This window comes from Glaciibacter sp. 2TAF33 (assembly GCF_052114945.1).
Taxonomy (GTDB): Bacteria; Actinomycetota; Actinomycetes; order Actinomycetales; family Microbacteriaceae; genus Cryobacterium.
Genome location: NZ_JBFRFS010000003.1, coordinates 71,878 through 94,331 on the forward strand (window position 1 = coordinate 71,878; position 22,454 = coordinate 94,331).

The following is a 22,454-nucleotide window of genomic DNA, read 5'->3' on the forward strand; positions in this document are numbered from 1 at the left end:
CGAGGTGATGTTTCCGCGCCGCAGCGGATGTCCCGGCCTGCGGACCGGCTCCTGGCGCGCGCGCTACCCCTTCGTCGACCCGGCGAGCAGGCCGCGCACGAAGTAACGCTGGAGGCTGAAGAACACGATCAGCGGCACTATCAGCGACACGAACGCCGCGGCCGTGAGCCGTTGCCAATCCTGGCCCCTGGTTCCGGTCAGTTCGGCGAGCCGCTGGGTGAGTGGCGCTACGTCCGGCGTGCCACCCGAGAAGATCAGCGCCACCAGCAGGTCGTTCCACACCCAGAGGAACTGGAAGATGGCGAACGAGGCGAGGGCCGGCATGGCCAGCGGGAGCACGATGCGGAAGAAAACCTGGCCGTGCGTCGCACCGTCCACGCGCGCTGCCTCGATCACTTCGCCCGGGATCTCGGAGATGAAGTTGTGCAGCAGGAAGATGGCCAGCGGGAGGGCGAAAATGGTGTGCGCGATCCAGACCGGCAGGTAGCTCTGCTCCGGGATCATCGGGATCAGGTTGTGCACCAGCTCCTGGCCGGGGCTGAGGAACGCGGTGAACATCTTCAGCAGCGGAAGCAGCGCCATCTGGAGGGGGACGATCTGCAGCGCGAAGATCAGCACGAACAGCGCTCCGCTGCCCTTGAACTTGATCCAGGCGAACGCGTACGCCGCCATCGAAGCCAGCACCAGTGGGAACACCGTTGCCGGGATCGTGATCGCGAGGGAGTTCACGAAATAGGCGCCGAGCTGCGGGGACGACTGCGATGTCGAGAGCAGCACGTCCCGGTAGTTGTCGAGCGTGAAACCCCAGTTCTGGAAGATCGTCCACCAGCCGGTGGTCTTGATCAGGCCGGCCGGGCGGAACGACGACACCAGCAGCCCGAAGGTGGGGATCGTCCACACCACGGCGATGACCAGCGCGGCGATGGTTGCGCCGCGTGAGGTGAGCCGCCGCTTGACCCGTGCGGTCTTGGTCTCGACGAATTCGCCGGCCACTGCGGCCTCAAACGACGTCTCGCGTCCTGTCGCCGAGTCGGGAACGGGCAGGTCGATTACGTTGTCGCTCATCGGATCTCCCTCTGCTTGCGCAAGACTCTCACGTTGTAGACAACGATCGGCAACACCAGCAGGAACAGGATGAGCGCGAGCGCTGAACCGCGGCCCGGCTCCCCGGCCCGGAACGCCTGGGTGTACATCTCGTTCGCGATGACGCTGGTGTTGAAGTTGCCGGCCGTCATGGTTCGCACGATGTCGAACACCTTGAGGGTGGCGATCGAGATCGTGGTCAGCACCACGACCAGCGACCCGCGGATGCCCGGCAGCACGACGTTGCTGAAGCGCTGCCAGCCATTGGTTCCGTCCAACTGGGCTGCCTCGAGCTGCTCGGCCGGCACGCCCTTGATCGCCGCCGAGAGGATGACCATGGCGAACCCGGTCTGGATCCAGACCATCACCACGATCAGCAGCAGCGTGTTGACCGGCGAGCTCTGCAGCCACTGCACCGGCGAGCCGCCCAGCCAGACCACGATCTGGTTGAGCAGGCCGATCTGTTCGGCGCCGCCGGACCGGAAGTCGTAGACGAACCGCCAGATGATGCCGGCTCCGACGAAGGAGATGGCCATCGGCATGAACACGAGGGCCTTGAAATACTTCTCCCCGCGCGATTTGTCGATGAACACCGCATAGGCGAGCCCGATCGCGGTGGAGACGAGCGGCGCGACCACCACCCAGATGACAGTGTTCCCGAGCGTGATCAGCGCCGCGGGCTGGGTGAACATCCAGACGAAGTTGTCGAGGCCGGCCCATTCCCCCTTGCTATTGGTGAAAGAGAGCAGCGTCGTTCGGATCGCCGGGTAGATCAACCCCAGCACCAGGAGGATGAGCGTGGGGGCGAGAAACAGGGCGAGCTGCCAGTAGTCGCGTCCGCGTTTGGGTGCCTTGTCGATCAGGAAGAGGATGAGGCCGATCACCAGCGAGAAGACGGCGAGGGCCGCCACCACCTGGATGATCTTGCCGAGTAAGTCTGCGGTGGTCATTGGCCGGACCCTTCAGTCACGTGTGTGAGTGGGCGAGATGGGTGCGCGGGTGGACCCGGCGAATGTTCGACGGGTCCACCCAGCTCAGAGCCGACTTAGCTCGTCGGCCAGCTCGACTCGATGGTGTCGACCGTCTTCTTGGTGTCGTCCCCGCTGACCCAGGAGACGATCCCCTTCCAGAAGGAGTCGGTTCCCACGGCTCCCGGCATCAGGTCTGAGCCGTCGAAGCGGAACGTGGTGTCGGGGTCCTGCAGGATCTCAACACTCTGCTTCAGGATGTCGCTGCCGGCGTTGGCCGGGTCGAGACCCTTGTTCGCGCTGATCACGCCGCCCAGCTTGACCCGGTTGTTGGCCCAGGTGTCGCTGGAGAGGTACGTGAGCGTCGCGGTGATGGCGTCGCTCGATTTGAACGCACCCACCAGTTCGCCACCACCGGTGACGGCCTGTCCGGCATCCGCCGAGACCGGCGGCAGCAGGAACGCGTACACGTCGCCGTCAGGAGCGACGGTGACCTTCGACTCGTCCGCCTTCTTCCAGAAGCCCTCGTAGAAGGAGGCCTGGTGGTGGAGCGAGCACTTGCCGTCGAGGATCGGCAGGCCGGCGTCGCCGAACTCCGTCGAGATCTCGCTGGACACGTCGCCGAGGCCGGCGTTGACGAAGTCCGGGTTCTTGATGATGTCGCCGACGGCGTCGAAGGCCTTGACGATGGCCGGGTCGTTGAACGGGATCTCGTGCTTGACCCACTGGTCATAGACGTCGGGACCGGCCTGGCGGAGTACGTAGTCTTCCACCCAGTCGGTGCCCGGCCACCCGGTGGCGTCGCCGGAGCCGAGGCCGACGCACCACGGCTGGTGGTCGCCGTCCGCCGCGATCTTCTCGGTGAGCGTGGTGAGCTCGTCGAGCGTCTTCGGGATTTCGTAGCCCTTGTCCTTGAACTCAGCCGGCGAATACCAGATGAAGCCCTTGACGCTGGCCATCAGCGGTGCGGAGTAGAAGGTGCCGTCGGCAGCCGTGCCGTAGCCCTTCCAGTCAGCCGACCAGAACTTGTCGACGTTGGCCTCGACGGCCTTCGGCGCCTTCTTCAGGAAGCCGGCGTCGGCCAGCTTGTTGAACAGGCCCGGCTGCGGGATGATTCCGATGTCGGGTGCCTTGCCGCCTTCGGCCAGGACGGCGATCTGCGCTTCGAACTCCTTGGTGCCCTGGTACTTGATGGTGATGCCGGTGCAGGCCTGGAAGTCCTTCCATGACTCGACCAGGCGGTCAGCCTCGTCGTCCTGGATGGTGCCGCCGATGGTGACCTCGGCGTTGTCCTTGAACGTGCCGTAGTCCCCGTAGTCGGCGCAGTCGGTGTTCGACGCGTCGTTCGCGGCGATATCGCCGGTGCATCCGGTGAGCGCGAGTCCAATGGCGGCTGTTGCGGCGAGCGGGATCAAGATCCGGCGTAGCGGTGTAGCGCTCAAAAGCGGTTCCTCCTCATTGAGTGAAAAAGAGCAAAAGAAAGCGCTCCCATGCGAAAACCGATCGATGCTCGCAGTAGTAAGCGTTTACATCACTCAATGTAGGGGCGGTTCGGCTCCGGCGGCAAGGCCGTGCGCGGCATCCGTTACCGGGGATGCCGAATCGTTACCTGAATCAGCGCTGGGAACCAGCCAACAATGCGGTGACAAAATACCGCTGGAATGCAAAGAACACGATGAGAGGAATGATCATCGACAAGAACGCGCCGGACGACAGCACGTCGATGTTGGCGCCGAATTGCCGCAATTGGCTCTGGATCGCCACCGTCACCGGCTGCGATGAGGCGTTGGTGAAGATCAGTGCCACGAGGAGGTCGTTCCAGACCCAGAGGAACTGGAAGATGCCGAGCGATGCCACCGCGGGCATGCCGAGCGGCAGGATGATACGGGAGAAGATGCGCCATTCGCTGGCACCGTCGAGGCGGGCGGCTTCCATCAGCTCTCCCGGCACCTGGGTGAAGAAATTCCGCAGCAGGAAGATCGCGAACGGCAGGCCGAAGGCGGTGTGGAAGATGACCACACCCACGATGGAGCCGAACAGCCCGAGGCTGCCGAACAGCTTGGCGATCGGAATCAGCGCCACCTGCACCGGCACGGCCAGCAGCACGATGACACCGACGAGCAGCCAGTCCCGACCGGGGAACTGGATCCACGCGAATGCATAGCCGGCGAGCGCGCCGATCACGATCACCAGCACGGTCACCGGAACGGTGATGGCGATCGTGTTCAGGAACGAGCCCATGAACTGCGAATTGGCCAGCAGGTTGCCGTAGTTCTCGAAGGTGAGCTGGGCCGGCCGGGTGAACACCGTCCACCAACCCGTCTGGCTGTTGTCGGTGCTGTTGCGGAGTGAGGCGATGAACAAGCCGATCGTCGGCACCAGCCAGAACACCGCCACGATTCCGAGCACGAGGTTGACCACGCCGCGGCCGAAGAAGTCGAGGATCTTGCCCGCAGTGCTGCGCTTGGGCTTGACCAGGGTCAGCTTCGCGGCGGTGGTGGAGCTCCCGCTGAGGTCGATGGCAGGGGCGACGTCTGTGGTCATCGTTCCCGGTCCATTCTGAAGCGTCGCACGTTGATGATCATGAATGGCAGCACCAGGATGAGCAGCAGTACCGCCAGCGCCGAGCCCAGTCCCTGGTCGTTGCCGCCGCCGAAGGAGACGGTCCACATCTGCACGGCGATCACCGTCGCATCCGGCAGGGACGAGGGTGGCGGGATGACGTAGACCAGGTCGAAGATCTTCAGGACATTCACGATCAACGTCACGAAGACCACGATCAGCACCGGGGAGAGCAGGGGTGCCGTGATCCGCCGGAACACCTGCCATTCGTTGGCGCCGTCCATGCGCGCCGCCTCCTGCAGGGAGCGGTCCATGGCTGAGAGACCGGATGCGATCATCACCATCGCGAAGCCGGCCCAGATCCAGATGTAGCTGAGGATGACCACCGCGGTCACCAGGGTGGGGCCGAGCCAGGACACCCCGGCGTAGGCGGCCGAGAAATTGCTGGCCGGCAGGGCGAGCGTGACATCACCCGAGACCCCGGACAGCACATAGGTGCCGTTGTCCGCGGTGCGCGCACTGGCCACCACCGCGCCGGACGAATCCAGCGCCGTGACCTCCACGTTCGGCAGGCCCTTCTTGCCCTCGCCGATCTCGCCCGGCGTCCCTCCGCCACCGCGGATGAAGTCAAGCCAGACGGTGCCGCTGATCGCGTCGGAGCCGGGGGTGTCCGCCGCCACCGCTTGCGCCGCGTTGCCCGGGATGTTGGCCTGGTTGACGCCGATCAACGGGAAGTCCTGCACACCGCCTGGCTGCACGGTGTCCGCCGTCTCGATGGCACCCTTCGCCGCCTGCAGTCCGGTACTGTCCCGTGGCCGGGCGTTCGGGTAGGCGGAGCCGCCGCCGAAGACGTCGTGGATGCCCACCAGCGCGGCGTTGACCACGCCGAGGTTCGGATTCTCCTGGAAGGTGGTGCGGAAAATGACGCCCGCGGCGACCATGGAGATGGCCATCGGCATGAAGACGATCAGCTTGAACGCGATGCCCCACTTGATCCGGTCCATCAACACCGCGAAGATCAAGCCCAGGATGGTGACGCTGACCGGGACGACCAACACCCAGATCACGTTGTTGCGGATCGAGATGAACGTCGCCGGGTCGGTGAACATCGTCACGTAGTTGCCGAGGCCGAGGAAGTTGCTGCCGGCGGCGTCGAACAGGGAACGGTAGACCGAATAGATCACCGGATAGGCGACCAGCACCCCCAGCAGCACCAGCGCCGGCGCCAGGAAAGCCAGGGCGATGAGGAAGCGCCGGCGTCCGGCCGCGACGGGACGCCGGGGGCGTGTGCCCCCGGCGGGTGGCGCGTCCACGACAGAGGTGGCCACGGCTCGTCGTCGCTGTCTCGCCGTTACCCGAACGCGGCGGCCGCCGCCGCTTCCAGCTTCTGCTGGGTGCCGGCGACATCGGTCGGGTTGTTGAAGAAGTCGATCAGGATCTGCCACTCCCCCGCGCCCTTGGTGCCGCCGAAGGCGCTCGGCGCCAGGTCGGACATGTCGAACCGGAAGGTCTTCGCGCCCACCAGTGCCTCGGCGATCTGCTTGCTCGTCGCGTCGGGGTATCCGGCCGTGTCGACCTTCTTGTTCGGTGAGGTGAAGCCGCCTGCCTTGACCCAGATCGTCGCGGCCTCCGGAGTCGCCAGGTACTTCATCAGCGCTGCGGCTCCCTTGTTGTCTTTGAGCTGCACGGCGACGTTGCCGCCACCGACCACGGACGGTTCAGAGCCGTTGATCGACGGGAAGTCGTAGAACTTCGCGGTTTCGCCGACCTTCGACTTGGTGTCGCTGCTGATGTTGCCGGCCACGAAGTCGCCCTCGAAGACTGTTCCGGCGGCCGGCGGGTCGCCGAACACCGCGATCACCGAGTCGCCGAAGGTGCGCTGCGCAGTGCCCGGCTGGATCACGGTCGTGTTACCCCAGAGGGTCCCCAGGTCGGTCAGCGCCGTGGTGACCGACGGGTCCGTCCACGGGATGGCGTGCGTTGCGAGCTTGTCGTACATCTCGCCGCCAGCGGTGCGCAGGTAGACGTTCTCGAACCAGTCGGTGAGCGGCCAGCCGGCATCCGCTCCGATGGACAGTCCATACACGCCAGAGTCGGCGATCACACCGAGTTGCTTGTCGAAGTCCTCCCAGGTCTTCGGAACCTTCGCGCCTGCGGTGTCATACACAGTCGTGTTGTACCAGACGGTCGATTTGTTCGCGGCCTTGAACCAGACCCCGTAGAGCTTTCCGTCTGAACTGCCCAGATCCACCCAGTCCTGGGCGAAGTTGTCTTTCACAGTGCTCTGGGTGGCCTTGTCGAGTTCGATCAGGCTGCCGGCCTTGGCCAGCGAGTCCAGCAGGCCCGGCTGCGGAATCACCGCGACATCCGGCGGGTCACCGCCCTCGACCTTGGTATTGAGGGTGGTCGCGACGTCAGTGCCGTAACTGGTGTAGTTGACCTTCGCGCCCGTGTCGTCGGAGAACTTCTTCAGCACCTTCTCGAAGTTGGACTGCTCGGAGCCTGACCAGTCGGCCGCCACATTGAGGGTGACGCCTTTGAGGTCACCGCCGGATGCTGAGTTGGTGTTGCTCGTGCTCGATCCGCTTGAGCATCCGGCGAGCACCAGGGCCGCGGATCCTCCCAACGTGACTGCGGCGAGCAAACGACGGTGCCGAAGGATTCTCATCATTACCCCTTGGATCTGGAAGAGCTATGGCGCGGAGCACTGCGAGCCGACATCTACCCTCAATGAGGAACCGGTTCCACATCGAAAAATACGCCCGGCGTCCCTGTTAATCAACCGTTTGACGAAAGAATGCCGAGGCGTTATGGAATCGTTTCCAGACGTATAGATACGGAATAAGCTGTGCTGAGAATCAGACAAGGGAGCCGAGTGAACGCACTGGCAGACGTGGCGCGGGCGGCTGGCGTCTCGAAAGCCACCGCATCGCGCGCACTGAGCGGCAGGGGTTATGTCTCAACGGATGCCCGTGACCGCGTCGTCGCCGCGGCCAGCGCAATCGGCTACGTCGCCTCCCCGAACGCGGCGAGCCTCGTCACCGGCCAGACGTTCAATGTCGGCGTGGTGATCCCGTTCATCAACAAGTGGTTCTTCGGCGAGGTGCTGGAGGGTGCGGAGCGGGCGCTGCTGGACTGCGGGTACGACCTCACCCTGTACAACCTCACGGACGACCCTGACGACCGCGACCGCATCTTCGACTTCTTCCTCGCCCGCAAGCGCTTCGACGCTGTCATCGTGATCGGCGTCGAGCCGCACGTGTCCCGCGTGTGGTCGCCGCTGCGCCTCGGCAAGCCGGTGATCGGGATCGGGGCCGCACCCGACGGCATCCGCTCGGTCTCGATCGACGACGTCGCCGCCGGGGCCCTCGCCGCCGACCACCTGCTGCGCCTCGGCCACACCGAGATCGTCTTCCTCGGGGGCGATGGCGACGAAGGGGACGAGTGGCTCGGCTCGGTGCACGGGCGGAGGCTGAGCGGATTCACCTCGGCGTTGCGGGCGGCGGGGGTGCCCGCCGCGGACCGGCACTGGCCGGCCGAGATCAGCCTGCCCGGGGGCATGGATGCCGCGCTTCGCCTCCTCGGCGATCCGCGGTATCGTCCCACCGCGATTTTCGCCGGCAGCGACGAGGTGGCGATCGGCGTGATCATCGCAGCCCGGCAACTCGGCATCCTGGTGCCGGCGGAACTCTCGGTGATCGGCATCGACGGCCACGACTACGCGCCGATGTTCGGACTCACCACCATCGAACAGCATCCGCGTGACCAGGGCCGACGGGCCGTGGAGATCCTGATGGGCGAACTGGGGGCATCCGCTGCCGTGCCCAACGAGCCAGGGGCTGAGATCATGCCGGTACGCCTGGTCACGCGATCGAGCACGAGCGCGCCGGGACTCAGGAGCGGGGAGATCGTATGACGAAGGTTCTGGTCACCGGTGGCACCGGGCATCTCGGTCGCCCCACCGTGGAACGGCTGCGGGCAGCCGGGCAGGACGTGCGCGTGCTGAGCCGGCGCAGCGGCCCTGGCCTCCACACCGGAGACCTCCGCACCGGCGCCGGCGTCCGGGAGGCGCTGCACGACGTGCACACCCTTGTTCACCTGGCGACCGGGCGGGGCGATGTGGCCGCAGCCCGGGACCTCTTCGCCGCCGCGAAATCGGCCGGTGTGGCACACGTTGTTCTCATTTCGATCGTCGGCGTCGACCGGATCCCGCTGGCCTACTACCGCGGCAAGGTCGCCATCGAACGGATGCTGGCTGTCTCCGGCATTCCCTTCACGATCCAGCGGGCCACCCAGTTCCACTACCTGGTGGAGCTCCTGTTCAGCGCCCAACGCTTCCTGCCGGTGACGCTGGCCCCCGCTTTCTCGTTCCAGCCCATCGACACCCGCGATGTCGCCGATCGGCTGGTCGAGCTCACCCTCGGTGCCCCGCAGGGCCTGGTGCCTGACATCGGCGGCCCTGAGACTCTCAGCGCGGCCGAATTGGGGGCGGTGTGGGCCGCGGCACGGGATCGGACGCGCCCGATCTGGCGGCTGCGGCTCCCGGGGAAGACCATCGCCGCCTACACCGCCGGAGGGAACCTCGTACCGGGCGATCCGGTGGGGCGGATCAGCTTCGCGGACTACCTGGCGGAATCGGCTGCGGTGCCCGGATGACGACGGATGCCCGGATGACAACGGGCGTGCTGACCGCTGTGCTGCGGATCGGGCTCTGGTTGCTGGCGGCCGTCGAACTGGTGCTCGGGATCTGGACCGCGTTCTTCCCGCGCAACTTCTACGACACCGTGCCGACGGTGAACCTCACGCCACCGTTCAGTGAACACTTGCTCCGCGACTTCGGGGGAGCGAGCATCGGAATCGCCCTCGCTCTCGGCGCCGCTGCCCTCTGGCCTGAAACCCGCCTCGTCGTGGTGTCGCTGCTGGCATACCTGGCGTTCGCGGTACCGCACCTGGTCTTCCATGTCGGGCACCTGCACGGGGCGAGCGACCAGGAGGCGGCCCTCCTGGTCGTCACCCTGGCACTGTCTGTCGTGCTGCCGGTCGCGCTGGTGGCAGTGGCAGTCGTCAGGTGGCGTCGGCGACAGCCAGAACCTCGGCCTCTTCCAGCTGGCTCTCCTGGTGACCGTCCGCCAGCCGCAGGTGCTTCCGGCCGATGACGACGATTGCCGCAGCGATCAGGACCGAGAGAGCCCCAGCCCAGAACGGCATCGACGGGGAGATGGTCGCGGCCAGCAGCGCAGCAGCGGGAGGCGCGATGGCGCCGCCGAGGAAGCGAACGCCGGAGTAAGCGGATGACGCGACCGAGCGCGGCAGGTCCGTCGCCTCCATCACGCACTCGGTGAGCACCGTGTTCAGCACGCCGAGCAGCAGCCCGCCGATGACGATGCCGACGATGAGGCCCACCGCGGAGTGCACGAGAAGGGCGAGAGCAACAAGGTCGAGGGCGAGCAGCGGGAGGACGAACCACAGCACGCGCGTCCGCGGCATCCGCGCGGTGAGCAGCGGGGCGATCCAGACGGAGGTGATCGCGACCGAGATGCCCCAGCCGAAGAAGATGAAGCCCAGCGTGATGGCGTCGGACAGGCCCAACGGCACCAGGGCGAACGGCGTGTAGGCGAGCAGCACGAAGAAGCCGATGTTGTAGAACAGCGCCGCGGCGGCGAGGATGCCGAGGGCCGGTCGGGCCAGAGCCCGGAACGGTGCCGAGATCCGTGAGGGCACCGGTTTCGCTGCCGCGGACGTGTCGGTCTTCAGCAACACCACTATGGCGACGAAGCCGACAGCCATCAGCACGGCGGTGCCGAAGAACGGGCCGCGCCAGCTCAGCGTGCCGAGGAGGCCGCCGACCAGCGGTCCGACGGCCAGGCCGACTCCGAGTGCCGCTTCATAGAGGATGATCGCCGACGAGGTACCGCCGGACGCCGCGCCGACGATCGTGGCGAGCGCCGTTGAGATGAAGAGGGCGTTGCCGAGCCCCCAGCCGGCCCGGAAGCCGATGATGGACTCGACGTCCTGGGAGAGACCGGCGAACAGGGCGAAGGCGACGATCAGGGCAAGACCGATCAGGAGCGTCTTCTTGGCGCCGATCCGGCTGGACAGCCAACTGGTGAAGAACATGGCCAGCCCGGTGATGACCAGGTAGCTGGTGAACAGCAACTCCGTCTCGGCCGGGGTCGCCTGCAGGTCCGCGGCGATCGCGGGAAGGATCGGGTCGACCAGGCCGATGCCCATGAAGGCGACGACGCAGGCGAAAGCGACCGCCCACACCGCCTTCGGCTGGTGCAGGATGCTGGCCCCTGCTGTGGGCTGGTGTGCCGTGCTCATTACTGTGCTCCCTGTGTTGTTCTGTCGGTGGTTCCGCTGGTGTTGCGCACCCCGCGCTCGCTGAGGTCGACGCGGTTACGCACGATCGTGACGGCCTGCTCGAGTATCCGGATCTCCTCGGGTGCCAGGTCGTCGAACAGTGGCACCAGTGCCTCGGCGAGTTTGTTGCGCCACTGTTGCTTGGCGGCGAGTCCCGCGTCGGTCGCGGCGATCTGCGTCGCGCGGGCATCCGTTGGATCGGCCTGTCGCTCCACCCAGCCGCGCTCAACCAGGCCGGCCACGATCTTGGTGGCGGTGGGCTGGGCGACCCGGCTGAGTTCGGCGAGTTCGCCGAGCCGGATCGGCCCGGTGGTCTCCAGCACGCTGAGCGTGCGCCAGAGAGCGGGCGACTCGGTGCCGCCGGCGGCTGTTGCGGCGACCCGGGTCAGGCGGTGGTTGACCGCGACCAGGTCACCGAGCATGCGGTGCAGTTCGGTGGGCATGTCCCCATTATACATAGCCAGGCTATGCACATGCGCGCATCGCCCCCGTGCTGAGCCCTCGCTCGCCCCTCGCTCGCCTCTCGCTCGCCCGTTCGGCCCCCTCTCTCCTTCGCGCTGAGGAAAATGCCACGCGCGGCTGGCCTGCCATCCGCGCGTGGTCAAAACCGCAGCGCGAGCGAGAAACCGCAGCGCGACAGAGGTGGCGGGCAGGGGGTGACGGGTACGGGGGTGACGGGTACGGGGGTGACGGGTACAGGGGTGACGGGTACAGGGGTGACGGGTACAGGGGTGACGGGTACGGGGGTGACGGGCAGGGGGTGACGGGCAGGGGGCGTGCGCTTAAACGCGTGAAGGCGTCGCCCCCGGCAACGGGGGCGACGCCTTCACTACGTGCGGCTTGTCGAGTAACGCGACGAGCGCCGGTCACGCCTCATGAACTGAGAACCCCTCGCGGGGCCGCAATTACTTGAGGTTGACGGTGGCGCCTGCCTCTTCGAGTGCAGCCTTGGCCTTCTCGGCCGCTTCCTTGGAAGCGCCTTCGAGGACGGCCTTGGGTGCACCGTCGACGACTGCCTTTGCTTCGCCCAGGCCGAGGCTGGTGAGCTCGCGCACAACCTTGATGACCTGGATCTTCTTGTCGCCGACAGCCTCGAGAACGACGTCGAAGGAGTCCTTCTCTTCGACCTCTTCGACGGGGGCGGCGGGTCCACCGGCGGCTGCGACAGCAACCGGAGCGGCGGCGGTGACCTCGAAGGTCTCCTCGAATGCCTTGACGAACTCGCTGAGCTCGATCAGGGTCAGGCCCTTGAACTGCTCAAGCAGGTCTTCAGTTGAAAGCTTTGCCATGATTTTCTCCTTATAGTTTCTTAGTTACTCACCGCGGTACCGGGCTACGCCTGGTTCGCGGACTCCTGCTTCTCACGCAGCGCGTCGACCGTGCGAACGGCCTTCGACAGCGGTGCGTTGAACAGATATGCGGCTCCGAACAGCGAGGCCTTGAAGGCGCCGGCAAGCTTGCCGAGCAGAACTTCACGGGACTCGAGGTCGGCGAGCTTGCCTACCTCTTCGGCGGAGAGCGGGTTACCGTCGAAGTAACCGCCCTTGACCACCAGGAGAGGGTTTGCCTTGGCAAAGGCACGCAGGCTCTTCGCGACGGTGACCGGGTCACCGTGAACGAATGCGATTGCTGACGGCCCAACAAGCTCCTCGTCGAAAGACGAGATGCCGGCGTTGTTGGCCGCAATCTTGGTCAGCGTGTTCTTTACCACGGCATACGTGGCGTCCTCACTGATGGACGTGCGCAGCTCTTTGAGCTTCGCAACAGTGAGTCCGCGGTACTCGGTGAGCAGAACGGCGGTCGAGCTCTGGAACTTGTCCTGTAGCTCGGCGACCGATGCTTCCTTGTTCGCCATGGCGCTCCTCTTAATTCTCATGTGCCGGTAGCCCCGGGCGCAGACATGAAAAAAGCTCCAGCGCAAGGCCGGAGCTGAGGCAGCTTTCACTGCTTGTACTTCGAATCCTGCGCGGGCCGTTCACGTGAATGAACCTTCGATCACCGTGAGCATTTCTGCGCACAGCGATAACCGGCGGTCTTTGGCTTCGTTCAGAGTAGCGGATGCCGCATCCGCTCGGCAAATCGAGCCGCGTTACGCGGGCAGCAGGCAGGTCGGGGACCCGACCCGGGCCGTGTCGACGAGTTCGGCCGGGACGCCGGTGCTCGCGTCGATCCGGAACGTTGTCACGCTGCTCGAGCGTTCGTTGGCCACGTGCAGGAGCTCGCCTCGCTGCAGGTGGTGCCGCGGCCAGTCGCCGCCGCAGGGCACGTCGCCCACCGGCACCAGCCGCGCACCGTCGTCCAGCACGGCGAGGGTGGAAATCACGTTGCTGCCGCGCACGGAGACGTACAGGAACCGACCGGCGGGGTCGAGCGAGATCTCAGCGGCGGCGTCGCCGGGCCGTGGGCCGGCCGCTGTCGCGGGGGTGCGGCCGACGACGGTCAGCCGGCCGGCCGCATCCGCTGCCAGAATCACCACTTCGATGGAATATTCGGTGACGACATAGACGAATCCGCCGGGGTGGAGGGCGACGTGCCGGGGCCCGCTTCCGGCGCCGAGTGGCACGTCGCCGTCGGCGACGAGGCCGCGCCCTGGCGCATACTCCCACACCCGGAGCAGGTCGAAACCGAGGTCGGTGGTGAGCACCCGACCGTCAGGCAGCATGGCGCTGCTGTGGGCGCGCGAGACCCGCGTGGCGCCGGCCGGCCCGTCCGGGTATGGATCGACAGCTGCGGCCGCCTCGTGCCGAGCCACGATCGCGCCGTCGGCGCCCAGATCGTAGAGCAGCACCTCGCCGCTCCCCCAGCAGGCGACCACGAGGAACCGGCCGCCGGGATCCGCCGCGACATGGCAGGCGGCCTCCCCCGCCGGCCATGGGTCACCGACGGGCTCGAGCCGGTCGCGCCCGATGACCCGGTAGCCCTGCACCGTCTGCTGGTGCTCGGCGACGGCGTAGACCAGGTCCAATGACGGGTGGGCGGCCAGGAACGAGGGCGAATCGGCCGTAGCCGCCCGGGAAGAACCGGTGATGTGACCCTCACCGTCCGCGGCCAGGGATTCGATGCCCCGGCCGGTGCCGGCGGGGGGCGTGTACGTGCCGCACCACAGTCGAGTCCGGGCGGAAGCATCCGTCACTCCGGCTACCACCGTCACGGCAATGCCTACCTGACTGCCGCGGTGAGCTCGGGGATCAGCCGCTCGAGGTAAGCCGCCGTGTCTTCCCAACCGGTCACCGCGATGCACGCGACACCGAGGGCCTTCACCGGGTAGTCATTGCCGTCCTTGTCGAGCCGGTCGCCGACGAAGACCATGTCGTCGAGCGCGACCCCGGTGAGTTCGGCGAGCTTGGTCATGCCGTACGCCTTGTCGATGCCGCGCCGGGTGATGTCCACCGACGTCGATCCGCCCGAGCGCACTTCAAGGTCGGGCAGCTTGACCTGCACGGCGGCGCGCAGGCGGCTCTTCTTCTCGCCGCTGGGATCCCACGCGATTTTCGCCGCGACCGGGGCCGACTGGCCGAGGGCCGAGAAGGTGATCTGCGAGCCGCGGTCCTCGAGGATCGGTCCCCAGGTTTCGCTCTCCCAAAGGCCGAGTTCGCGGGCTGAGCCCTCGACCGCGGCGAGCGCCCGGTTCTTCTCGTCGTCGTCGAGGAACTCGGCGTAGATCTGCGTCCACTCACCGTCGACATGGCGGTAGTACTGGGTGCCGCAGGTGGGCATGAGGTGCAGGCGCGCCAGCTCCGAGTCGGTGGCGCCGTCGAGGTTGTCGATCAGCTGCATCTGGAACTGGGAGATGTGACCGCCGGAAATCACACACACCGGGACCGCATCGAGGAGGTTGAGGAGGAGGCGCGCCATTCGGGCGTCGATCGGGGACTTCGAGGCTGCGAGGGTGTCGTCCAGGTCGAACGCCACCAAGCGGGGGGATCTCGTCACGGGCGGGTTCCTTATATATGGGGGACAGCAATCCAGCATACGCAGGCAAAGTAGTTGACAGATGTCCACTACCGGACATATAGTTTACCGTTGTCAATTACTAACAGGAGTCCGATGTCATCCGCTTCACCCCAGTCCGGCAAGACCGCCAAAGCCCCTAAACGCACCATCTCCGCTGACGGCACCATGAGTAAGCGGCAGGTGCTTGAGGCGCTCTCCGGACTCTTGCTCGGCATGTTCGTATCGATCCTCGCCGGCACCGTGGTCAGCACATCGATGCCGCTGATCATCTCCGATCTCAAGGGCGACCAGTCCGCGTACACCTGGGTGATCACGGCCACCTTGCTCGCCACGACCGTGAGCACCCCGCTCTGGGGCAAGTTCGCCGACCTCTTCAACCGCAAGCTGCTGATCCAGCTGGCCCTCATCGTCTTCGTCCTCGGATCGGCATTGGCCGGGTTCTCGCAGGACACCGGCACCCTGATCACCTTCCGCGTCCTGCAGGGCCTCGGCGCCGGCGGCCTCGCGGCGCTCAGCCAGATCATCATGGCCGACATCATCAGCCCGCGGGACCGCGGCAAGTACGCCGGCCTCTTCGGCGCCGTCATGGCGCTCGGAACCATCGGCGGCCCGCTGCTCGGTGGTGTGGTGACGGATGCGTTCGGCTGGCGCTGGAACTTCTTCATCGCCCTCCCCGTGGCCGTTCTGGCCATCATCATGCTGCAGCTCACGCTGCACCTGCCGAAGGCCGTCAAGCGCGTGGTCAAGATCGACTACATCGGGGCGGTCCTGATCACCGCCGGTATTTCGCTCCTGATGATCTGGGTGACCCTCGCCGGGAACCAGTTCGAGTGGGCCTCCCTGCCGTCGTTCCTGATGGTTGCCGGTGCGGCGTTGCTGCTGATCGCTGCGGTCATCGTGGAGTTCAAGGTGCCGGAGCCGATCATCCCGCTGAGCATGTTCAAGAACCGCACCTTCACGCTGTCGGTCATCGCCAGCATCTCGGTGGGCGTCGCAATGTTCGGCACCTCAGTGTTCCTCAGCCAGTACATGCAGCTGGCGCGCGGCGCAACACCGACCCAGTCCGGGCTGCTGACGATCCCGATGATGGGCGGCCTGCTTATCGCCTCCACCTTCTTCGGTAACCTCATCAGCCGCCGCGGCAAGTGGAAAGCAATCATGGTTTCGGGCAGCGTGCTCGTTGTCGCCGGCTCCGTGCTGCTCGGCACCCTGCGCTACGACACCAGCCTGGTCCTGGTCGGCGTCTACATGTTCATCCTCGGCGCCGGCGTCGGCATGATCATGCAGAACCTCGTGCTGGTCGTGCAGAACTCAATCGAGGTCAAGAACCTCGGTGTTGCCACCAGCGCGGTGACGTTCTTCCGCAGCCTCGGCGGAACGATCGGCGTTTCGGTGCTCGGGTCGGTTCTCGGAACCTTCGTCGCCCAGCACATCAAGGACGGCATCGCCGGGCTGAGCAAGGCCGACCAGATCACGGCTGTGCAGACCCTGGGCAGCGGAACGATCCCCCACATCTCGCAGCTGCCGGGCGCCATCCGCGTCCTCGTCGAGAGCGCATACGGCTCGGGTGTCGGCACCGCGTTCCTGGTCAGCGCCCCGCTGGCGTTGATCACCCTGATCGCCGTGATCCTCCTTCCGAACGCATCGCTCGGAACGAAGACCGCCGTGCAGCTCAAGCGGGCCGCCGGCACCCTCACCGGCGCGGTCGCCACGACCCACGCTGCCCCGACCCGGGAGCGCGAGATCGAGGATGCCGAGGACACGCTCATCGGCGTCAGCGCCGGCGGCGTTGGCCTCGCCCCCGCCGGGCAAGCGCACCCCACCGGATCCGTTGACGTGATCAACCCGTCGACGACCGTTCCCACCTCCGACCCCAGGCGGTAAGCCATGACGCAGGTCAGCGCTCCGGCCAGTGCCGGGAGCAACCCCGGTCCGGCGGACCCGACCGGGGTTGCGAGCCCCGCGGATCGTCGCATCGTCGATGCGGCGGTGGAGGAAGCCATTGGCGCCGTCGAGGAGCAGATGGGGGAGCTCGCCGGGCACATCAGGGCCAGCATCCGCGATACCGCCCTGCGGATCGACCCGGCACTGGCGCCCTTCGGGCTGAAGATGTTGCGGGTGCTCGCGCGCTGCGGCCCGACGCACGCCAGCGTCGCCGCGGACCTTCTGTTCGTGGACCGGAGTGTCGTCAGCCGCCAGGCCCGCCAGCTCGAGGAACTCGGGCTGATTGAGCTGCAAACGGATCCGTCTGACGGCCGCGCCCGGTTCCTGACCCTCACTGCCGCGGCGGCCGAGAAGCTGGGCGCGGCCAGGGCGACCGACAGCCTGCTCAGTCACAACCGGCTCAGCACCTGGTCGATCGAGGATCTCCACCGGTTCGCCGGCTACATCGCTCGGTTGAACGACCGGGAGTCGTAGCCGGCACTCCGGGCTAGTCGGTATCCGAGGCGGATGCCAGCGGCAGGGTCACCGTGAAGCGCGTGTACCCGGGGCGGCTCTCCACGTCGATGCTGCCATGGTGCGCCGTCACGACGGCGCGGGCGATCGCCAGGCCGAGCCCGGTGCTGCTGCCGGCGCCCCGGAACCGCGACGAGTCGCCGCGGGCGAACCGCTCGAACAGGGTGGTCTGGAGTTCGTCCGGGATGCCGGGACCGTCATCCGTCACCGTGATGCGTGCCAGACCGGGGTCGCCGGCGCCCGGCTCACTCGCCAGGGCAACCGTCACCCGGGTTCCAGCCGGCGTGTGAACGCGTGCGTTGGTGAGGAGGTTCGCGAAGACCTGGTGCAGCCGGGCGGCGTCACCGACGATCTGCACCGGCTCCTCTGGAAGTTCCAGGTGCCAGACGTGGTCGGGTCCGGCAGCGTGCGCGTCGCTCACGGTGTCGATGATGAGCGGCGCGAGGTCGACGGCCTCCGCCGAGAGTTCCCGGCCTTCGTCCAGGCGCGCCAGGAGCAGGAGGTCTTCGACCAGTCCGGTCATCCGCACCGATTCGGACTCGATTCGGCTGAGGGCGTGCACGGTGTCCGGCGGCAGGTCGTGGCCGCTGCGGCGGGTGAGTTCCGAGTAGCCGCGGATCGACGCGAGCGGGGTTCGGAGCTCGTGGCTGGCATCCGAGACGAACTGGCGGACCTTGCGTTCGCTGGCCTGCCGCGTCTCGAGGGCGATATCGACGTGGTCGAGCATCCGGTTCAGTGCCGATCCAACCCGGCCCACCTCGGTGCGGGGATCGGTGTCCTGCTCGGGGACCCGGTCGACGAGCGATACCTCGCCGCGGTCCAGCGGAAGCTCCGAGACACGCGCAGCGGTGTCGGTGACGCGTTGCAACGGCCGGAGCGCGAGCCGCACGATCCAGGCGGCGAGGGCGGCCACGAGGATCACGCCCGCCAGCGAGACCACTCCGATGATCAGGCCGAGCTGTGCCGCGGTGCTGTCGACCGTGGCCAGTGGCAAGCCGATCAGGTAGGCGGTGCCAGTGCGCGTCGACGTGGCGACCACGCGGTAACTGCCGAGGTCCGACCCCATCTCGATGGTGACCGGCCCGTTCGGGCTGGCGTGTTCGGCGAGGATGCTTGCCTGGGCGGACGTGAGCTGCCGGATCTCACCGTGCTGGGTGGTGTACCCGGCGGTCACTGTAGTGCCGTCGTAGACCAGGGCGAGGGTTCCGGGTGGCTGCGCCGGGCCGTTCAGGATCGTCTCGGCGGACGGGGTGGTCAACCCGAGCGCTCCGGGTCGTGGCCCGCCTTCGAGTGCCGAGCGTGAGCGGTCGGCGGCTGCCGACAACTGCTGGTCAAGTTCGTCGAGCAGGCTCGCGCGCAGGATCGCGACGCTCACCATTCCGATCACGATGCTGACCAGGGCGAGCAGGCCGACCACTGCGAGTACCAGTCGGCGCCGCAGGGTCCACGGCGCGCGGCGTGTGGCGGCCGGAGCGGCGCTGGGCGCGGGCTCGGGCGGGCGGGATGCGGGCACGAGCGTGCCGGGCTCGCGGGATTCGGGCGCGGGCGTGCCGGGCTCGCTGGATTCGGGCGCGGGCGTGCCGGGCTCGCTGGATTCGCGTGCCGGCTCTCCGGCGGGGGTTCGCTCGTCCGCCGGCGACGGATGCTGCGGGCCGGTCGAGCCCGCGGCATCCGTCACCGATCGGTCGTTGGTCATTTCGCGGTCTTCAGCATGTAGCCGGCGCCGCGCACGGTGTGGATCATCGGGTCGCGGCCGGCGTCGATCTTCTTGCGCAGGTAGGAGATGTAGATTTCAACGACGGATGAGCGCCCGCCGAAGTCGTAACTCCAGACCCGGTCAAGAATCTGCGCCTTGCTGAGCACCCGGCGCGGGTTGCGCATCAGGAAGCGGAGCAGTTCGAATTCGGTGGCAGTGAGCTCGATCTGCTCGCCGGCACGAAACACCTCGTAGCTGTCCTCGTCGAGGGTGAGGTCGCCGATCGTGATGCGCGGGTCGCTGGAGTCGGCGACGGCGAGCGTCGAGCGGCGGATCAGCCCGCGGAGCCGAGCGACCACCTCCTCGAGGCTGAACGGTTTGGTGACGTAGTCGTCGCCGCCCGCGGTGAGGCCCGCGATGCGGTCGTCGAGTGAGTCCTTGGCGGTGAGGAACAACACCGGTGTCTCGTGGCCGTCGGCGCGCACGCGCTGCAGCACCTGCAGGCCGTCGATATCCGGGAGCATGATGTCGAGGACGATCGCGTCGGGCCGGAACTCCCGCGCGATCCGGAGCGCCTGTTGGCCGTCACCCGCCGAACGAACGTCCCAGCCCTCATAGCGGAGAGCCATCGAGAGCAAATCGGTGAGGCCCGGCTCATCGTCGACGACCAGGACCCGGATCGCGCTGCCGTCCGCTTTGTGCAGTTTGGGGGCAGGGTTGTCGTTGACGCGTGTGCTCATGCGCTCGATTATCTGCGCGAATCCTATGAATTCGCCATGTGAGCGCCTGACGCGTTCTGTGAGTCGGAGTTCTGTGAGCCGGGGGTTTCACCGCGTCGGCACGGCGCGGGGACAATGGAGCCGTGACCACTCTCCTGCTGCACGGGCTCGGCGCCGACCGGCGTCAACCGCTGTCGCTGTTCGGAGCGGTCCTGGGCGCCGGCTCGCACAGCGGGCATGGGATGGGGTCCGCCGGTGCACGGATACTGGCCCCCGATGTGCTGGCACACGGCCAACTCGTCGATGCCGGGGGCGGGGCCGGGGGCGGGGTCGCCACGCCTCCCGCGTCCGACTTCGCGCTCGACCGGCTCGCCGACCGGGTGATGTCGGCAGTGCACGCCGACCTCGCCGGCCCCGGCGGCCAAGGCGCCGGAACCGGCTTCGAGTCGGCCGACAACCCCCCGCTGACCGTGATCGGCATCTCGATGGGGGCGGCGATCGGGCTCCGCATCCTGCTGCGCGGGCTCCTGCCGGTGCGGCGCGCCGTCTTCGTGCGACCGGCCTTCACCGACGAACCGCTCCCGGCCAATCTCAATCCGTTCCCGGTGATCGGGCAGTTCCTGGCCGACCTCGGTTCCCGCGACGGCGAGGCAGCGTTCCGCCGGACGTCGCTGTACTCCCGCATCGCCGAGGCCTCTCCGCTCGGGGGCCACGGCCTGCTCAGCCAGTTCCGGTCAGCGGATGCCGCGGCGCGCGCCGTTCGCCTGGTCGAGATCCCGCGCAACCGAGCGTTCGCAGGCCCGGACGAGCTCGCCGCCGCCGGCCGGACAGAGGCGCGGATCGCCGTGGTCGGCGCGGTACGCGACCCGGTGCATCCGCTGTCGATCGCCGAGCAGTGGGCGGACGGACTCGGTGCGCCGCTGTTGCGGGTACCCGCTCGCGACGACGGGGTGCGCGTGCACACCGCGGCCATGCGCACCGCCGTCGACGACTGGCTGTCCGCGACATAGGGCGTTCATAGGGTCGCCATAGTGCGGTGATAAGTGGGGTTCCTAGGGTCAGGGTTCGAGGGCCGGATTTCGCTGGCCGACGGAACGGGAGACGCATGTTCATCACCTACCTCAGACGAGAGCTCGCCGGTCGCCGGAAGCAAACGGCTGTCGTCGCCATCGGGATGGCCCTGGCCATCGCGCTGGTCATCATCGTCAATGCCGTGTCGAGCGGCGTGCAATCGGCCCAGGCGAAAGTGCTCGAATCGGTCTACGGCGTCGGCACGGACATCACCGTCAACCAGACGCCCACCACGCCGACCGACGCCGCGGCCGGCACCGGCGGACCCCAGCGGTTCGACTTCGGGGCAGCGGATGGCGCTACCTCCGACGGCACGACCAGCGTCAGCCAGTCCCGTCTCCGGGCCGGGCGCGGCACCGCCACCTTCGACGCTGCCGCCCTGAAAACGGTCAGCGACATCGACAATGTCAGCGCGGCGGCGGCCACCCTGTCCCTCGAGAACACCACCTTCAACGGGCAGCTGCCCAACCGGGCCCAGACGCCGCAGGGTTCCGCCGCGCCCGGCGCCGATGGCACGACACCGCCGGAAGGCGGGCCTGACGGCGCCGGAGGCAGCTCCTTCAACGTCGACTCCTTCAGCGTGCTCGGCATCGACCCGGCCACCGACGCGGTCGGCCCGTTGTCCGCCGTCGCCCTCACCGACGGCCGTACGCTCACGGCCGCCGACGCCGGGACGGACGTTGCCGTCCTCGACGCCGCATACGCGACCACGGCATCCGTTGCGCTCGGTGACACCATCCAGATCGCCGGAACCGGCGTCACGGTCGTTGGTCTGGTCTCTGCCGCGACAGCGGATGCCGCCACCGCGTCGAACGTCTACATTCCGCTGGACGTTGCCCAGACGCTCTCCGGCCTGACCGGGCAGGTGTCCGACATCTACGTGCAGGCGGCGTCGTCGACCGATATCGACCAGGTGCAGTCCGCCATCGAGAAGGCCCTGCCGGATGCCACGGTGAAGACCCAGGCGGATTTGGCGTCGAGTGTGTCCGGATCGCTCTCCACCGCCGCGGACCTGGCCTCGAACCTGGGTCGCTGGCTGTCGCTGATCGTGCTCGCCGCCGCGTTCCTCATCGCCATCCTGTTCACCATCTCCGGCGTCACCCGGCGCACGCGAGAATTGGGCACCCTGAAGGCGATCGGCTGGTCGAACGGCCGGATCGTGCGGCAGGTCGCGGGTGAGTCGCTCGTGCAGGGACTGATCGGCGGCGTTGCGGGAATCGCGATCGGCCTGGTCGGGATCCTCGTGGTCAACCTGGTCTCCCCCACCCTCACCGCCACTGCGACGGGCCTCGCAGCGGGCGCACCCGGCCGTGGGGCGGGCGGAGGCGCCGTCACCGCGGGCACCGGCGGCGGATTCGGTCTCGGCCAGGCCGCGCAGGCTGCCGCGACGACTGACGTCGCACTCACCGCGCCGGTCACGGTCCCGGTGATCCTGATCGCAGTCGGACTCGCCATCTTCGGCGGGTTGCTCGCCGGCGCGATCGGTGGGTGGCGGGCGTCTCGCCTGCGCCCGGCCGAAGCGCTCCGCAGCGTCGCCTGACCAGCGCCCGTTCCCCACTCACCCCGTTCCCCCGTCCCCCC

General features: G+C 67.3%; 21 protein-coding genes. 7 read left to right on the forward strand and 14 right to left on the reverse strand.

Going from position 1 to position 22,454, the window contains the following annotated elements; genetic code table 11:
• Positions 1-63 precede the first annotated feature (63 nt).
• The 6 genes from AB4Y94_RS03385 to AB4Y94_RS03410 all read right to left on the reverse strand — a co-directional run bounded on the left by AB4Y94_RS03385 (position 64) and on the right by AB4Y94_RS03410 (position 7,284).
• Entirely contained in the window at positions 64-1,065 is a 1,002-nt protein-coding gene (locus tag AB4Y94_RS03385; RefSeq protein WP_441724752.1) for a carbohydrate ABC transporter permease, read from the reverse strand.
• Entirely contained in the window at positions 1,062-2,033 is a 972-nt protein-coding gene (locus AB4Y94_RS03390; RefSeq protein WP_441724755.1) for a carbohydrate ABC transporter permease, read from the reverse strand. Before AB4Y94_RS03390 ends, AB4Y94_RS03385 begins: the two co-directional genes overlap by 4 nt.
• A 95-nt stretch (positions 2,034-2,128) precedes the next feature.
• On the reverse strand, positions 2,129-3,493 hold the full coding sequence (locus tag AB4Y94_RS03395; RefSeq protein WP_441724758.1) for an ABC transporter substrate-binding protein: 1,365 nt from the start codon (positions 3,491-3,493) through the stop codon (positions 2,129-2,131).
• A gap of 172 nt (positions 3,494-3,665) precedes the next feature.
• Entirely contained in the window at positions 3,666-4,595 is a 930-nt protein-coding gene (locus AB4Y94_RS03400) for a carbohydrate ABC transporter permease (RefSeq protein WP_441724761.1), read from the reverse strand.
• Complete coding sequence (locus tag AB4Y94_RS03405) at positions 4,592-5,941, reverse strand: carbohydrate ABC transporter permease (RefSeq protein ID WP_441724763.1); 1,350 nt, start codon at positions 5,939-5,941, stop codon at positions 4,592-4,594. Before AB4Y94_RS03405 ends, AB4Y94_RS03400 begins: the two co-directional genes overlap by 4 nt.
• Positions 5,942-5,964: 23 nt before the next feature.
• The gene (locus tag AB4Y94_RS03410; RefSeq protein ID WP_441724765.1) at positions 5,965-7,284 is read right to left on the reverse strand and encodes an ABC transporter substrate-binding protein; all 1,320 of its coding nucleotides are present in this window, start codon (positions 7,282-7,284) and stop codon (positions 5,965-5,967) included.
• A gap of 204 nt (positions 7,285-7,488) precedes the next feature.
• On the opposite strand from AB4Y94_RS03410, the gene AB4Y94_RS03415 reads away from it, so the two are divergent.
• Genes AB4Y94_RS03415 through AB4Y94_RS03425 form a run of 3 tightly spaced genes read left to right on the forward strand, consistent with a single transcriptional unit; the run spans position 7,489 to position 9,769 of the window.
• On the forward strand, positions 7,489-8,529 hold the full coding sequence (locus AB4Y94_RS03415) for a LacI family DNA-binding transcriptional regulator (RefSeq protein WP_441724767.1): 1,041 nt from the start codon (positions 7,489-7,491) through the stop codon (positions 8,527-8,529).
• A complete protein-coding gene (locus tag AB4Y94_RS03420; RefSeq protein ID WP_441724770.1) occupies positions 8,526-9,269 on the forward strand; it encodes an SDR family oxidoreductase in 744 nt (247 codons plus the stop codon). The genes AB4Y94_RS03415 and AB4Y94_RS03420 overlap by 4 nt, the downstream gene beginning before the upstream one ends.
• 14 nt (positions 9,270-9,283) lie before the next feature.
• A complete protein-coding gene (locus tag AB4Y94_RS03425; RefSeq protein ID WP_441724773.1) occupies positions 9,284-9,769 on the forward strand; it encodes a hypothetical protein in 486 nt (161 codons plus the stop codon).
• Here AB4Y94_RS03425 and AB4Y94_RS03430 read toward each other — a convergent pair.
• The 6 genes from AB4Y94_RS03430 to AB4Y94_RS03455 all read right to left on the reverse strand — a co-directional run bounded on the left by AB4Y94_RS03430 (position 9,678) and on the right by AB4Y94_RS03455 (position 14,909).
• Positions 9,678-10,937 (reverse strand): MFS transporter, encoded by a 1,260-nt coding sequence (locus AB4Y94_RS03430; protein WP_441724776.1) that lies wholly within the window; start codon positions 10,935-10,937, stop codon positions 9,678-9,680. The genes AB4Y94_RS03425 and AB4Y94_RS03430 overlap by 92 nt on opposite strands.
• Complete coding sequence (locus AB4Y94_RS03435; RefSeq protein WP_441724778.1) at positions 10,937-11,419, reverse strand: MarR family winged helix-turn-helix transcriptional regulator; 483 nt, start codon at positions 11,417-11,419, stop codon at positions 10,937-10,939. The genes AB4Y94_RS03430 and AB4Y94_RS03435 overlap by 1 nt, the downstream gene beginning before the upstream one ends.
• A gap of 462 nt (positions 11,420-11,881) precedes the next feature.
• Positions 11,882-12,265, reverse strand: a complete 384-nt coding sequence (rplL, locus tag AB4Y94_RS03440; RefSeq protein WP_441724781.1) for a 50S ribosomal protein L7/L12 — start codon at positions 12,263-12,265, stop codon at positions 11,882-11,884.
• Positions 12,266-12,309: 44 nt separating this feature from the next.
• On the reverse strand, positions 12,310-12,831 hold the full coding sequence (gene rplJ, locus AB4Y94_RS03445) for a 50S ribosomal protein L10 (protein ID WP_441724783.1): 522 nt from the start codon (positions 12,829-12,831) through the stop codon (positions 12,310-12,312).
• Between the two features lie 234 nt (positions 12,832-13,065).
• Positions 13,066-14,127, reverse strand: coding sequence for a lactonase family protein (locus AB4Y94_RS03450; RefSeq protein ID WP_441724786.1), 1,062 nt, complete (start codon positions 14,125-14,127; stop codon positions 13,066-13,068).
• Positions 14,128-14,135: 8 nt separating this feature from the next.
• Positions 14,136-14,909, reverse strand: coding sequence for an HAD-IIB family hydrolase (locus AB4Y94_RS03455; protein ID WP_441724788.1), 774 nt, complete (start codon positions 14,907-14,909; stop codon positions 14,136-14,138).
• 114 nt (positions 14,910-15,023) lie between these two features.
• Between AB4Y94_RS03455 and AB4Y94_RS03460 the strand changes: the two genes are divergently transcribed.
• Both AB4Y94_RS03460 and AB4Y94_RS03465 read left to right on the forward strand, forming a co-directional pair.
• Positions 15,024-16,814, forward strand: a complete 1,791-nt coding sequence (locus AB4Y94_RS03460; RefSeq protein ID WP_441724791.1) for an MDR family MFS transporter — start codon at positions 15,024-15,026, stop codon at positions 16,812-16,814.
• Positions 16,815-16,817: 3 nt separating this feature from the next.
• Complete coding sequence (locus AB4Y94_RS03465; RefSeq protein WP_441724794.1) at positions 16,818-17,348, forward strand: MarR family winged helix-turn-helix transcriptional regulator; 531 nt, start codon at positions 16,818-16,820, stop codon at positions 17,346-17,348.
• 13 nt (positions 17,349-17,361) lie between these two features.
• Here AB4Y94_RS03465 and AB4Y94_RS03470 read toward each other — a convergent pair whose 3' ends face one another.
• Both AB4Y94_RS03470 and AB4Y94_RS03475 read right to left on the reverse strand, forming a co-directional pair.
• Complete coding sequence (locus AB4Y94_RS03470; RefSeq protein ID WP_441724797.1) at positions 17,362-19,083, reverse strand: sensor histidine kinase; 1,722 nt, start codon at positions 19,081-19,083, stop codon at positions 17,362-17,364.
• Positions 19,080-19,823, reverse strand: coding sequence for a response regulator transcription factor (locus tag AB4Y94_RS03475; protein ID WP_441724800.1), 744 nt, complete (start codon positions 19,821-19,823; stop codon positions 19,080-19,082). Before AB4Y94_RS03475 ends, AB4Y94_RS03470 begins: the two co-directional genes overlap by 4 nt.
• Before the next feature lie 122 nt (positions 19,824-19,945).
• Between AB4Y94_RS03475 and AB4Y94_RS03480 the strand changes: the two genes are divergently transcribed.
• Positions 19,946-20,812 (forward strand): hypothetical protein, encoded by an 867-nt coding sequence (locus tag AB4Y94_RS03480; RefSeq protein WP_441724802.1) that lies wholly within the window; start codon positions 19,946-19,948, stop codon positions 20,810-20,812.
• A gap of 95 nt (positions 20,813-20,907) precedes the next feature.
• Complete coding sequence (locus AB4Y94_RS03485; RefSeq protein WP_441724805.1) at positions 20,908-22,413, forward strand: ABC transporter permease; 1,506 nt, start codon at positions 20,908-20,910, stop codon at positions 22,411-22,413.
• Positions 22,414-22,454 lie beyond the last annotated feature (41 nt).

Excerpts from the sequence above, each read along its gene's own strand:
- AB4Y94_RS03410 (WP_441724765.1), bottom strand. The coding sequence starts at position 7,284 with ATGATGAGAATCCTTCGGCACCGTCGTTTGCTCGCCGCAGTCACGTTG.
- AB4Y94_RS03485 (WP_441724805.1), top strand. The coding sequence starts at position 20,908 with ATGTTCATCACCTACCTCAGACGAGAGCTCGCCGGTCGCCGGAAGCAA.
- AB4Y94_RS03430 (WP_441724776.1), bottom strand. The coding sequence starts at position 10,937 with ATGAGCACGGCACACCAGCCCACAGCAGGGGCCAGCATCCTGCACCAG.
- AB4Y94_RS03435 (WP_441724778.1), bottom strand. The coding sequence starts at position 11,419 with ATGCCCACCGAACTGCACCGCATGCTCGGTGACCTGGTCGCGGTCAAC.
- AB4Y94_RS03390 (WP_441724755.1), bottom strand. The coding sequence starts at position 2,033 with ATGACCACCGCAGACTTACTCGGCAAGATCATCCAGGTGGTGGCGGCC.
- AB4Y94_RS03385 (WP_441724752.1), bottom strand. The coding sequence starts at position 1,065 with ATGAGCGACAACGTAATCGACCTGCCCGTTCCCGACTCGGCGACAGGA.
- rplL (WP_441724781.1), bottom strand. The coding sequence starts at position 12,265 with ATGGCAAAGCTTTCAACTGAAGACCTGCTTGAGCAGTTCAAGGGCCTG.
- AB4Y94_RS03465 (WP_441724794.1), top strand. The coding sequence starts at position 16,818 with ATGACGCAGGTCAGCGCTCCGGCCAGTGCCGGGAGCAACCCCGGTCCG.
- AB4Y94_RS03425 (WP_441724773.1), top strand. The coding sequence starts at position 9,284 with ATGACAACGGGCGTGCTGACCGCTGTGCTGCGGATCGGGCTCTGGTTG.
- AB4Y94_RS03475 (WP_441724800.1), bottom strand. The coding sequence starts at position 19,823 with ATGAGCACACGCGTCAACGACAACCCTGCCCCCAAACTGCACAAAGCG.
- rplJ (WP_441724783.1), bottom strand. The coding sequence starts at position 12,831 with ATGGCGAACAAGGAAGCATCGGTCGCCGAGCTACAGGACAAGTTCCAG.
- AB4Y94_RS03460 (WP_441724791.1), top strand. The coding sequence starts at position 15,024 with ATGTCATCCGCTTCACCCCAGTCCGGCAAGACCGCCAAAGCCCCTAAA.
- AB4Y94_RS03400 (WP_441724761.1), bottom strand. The coding sequence starts at position 4,595 with ATGACCACAGACGTCGCCCCTGCCATCGACCTCAGCGGGAGCTCCACC.
- AB4Y94_RS03420 (WP_441724770.1), top strand. The coding sequence starts at position 8,526 with ATGACGAAGGTTCTGGTCACCGGTGGCACCGGGCATCTCGGTCGCCCC.
- AB4Y94_RS03470 (WP_441724797.1), bottom strand. The coding sequence starts at position 19,083 with ATGACCAACGACCGATCGGTGACGGATGCCGCGGGCTCGACCGGCCCG.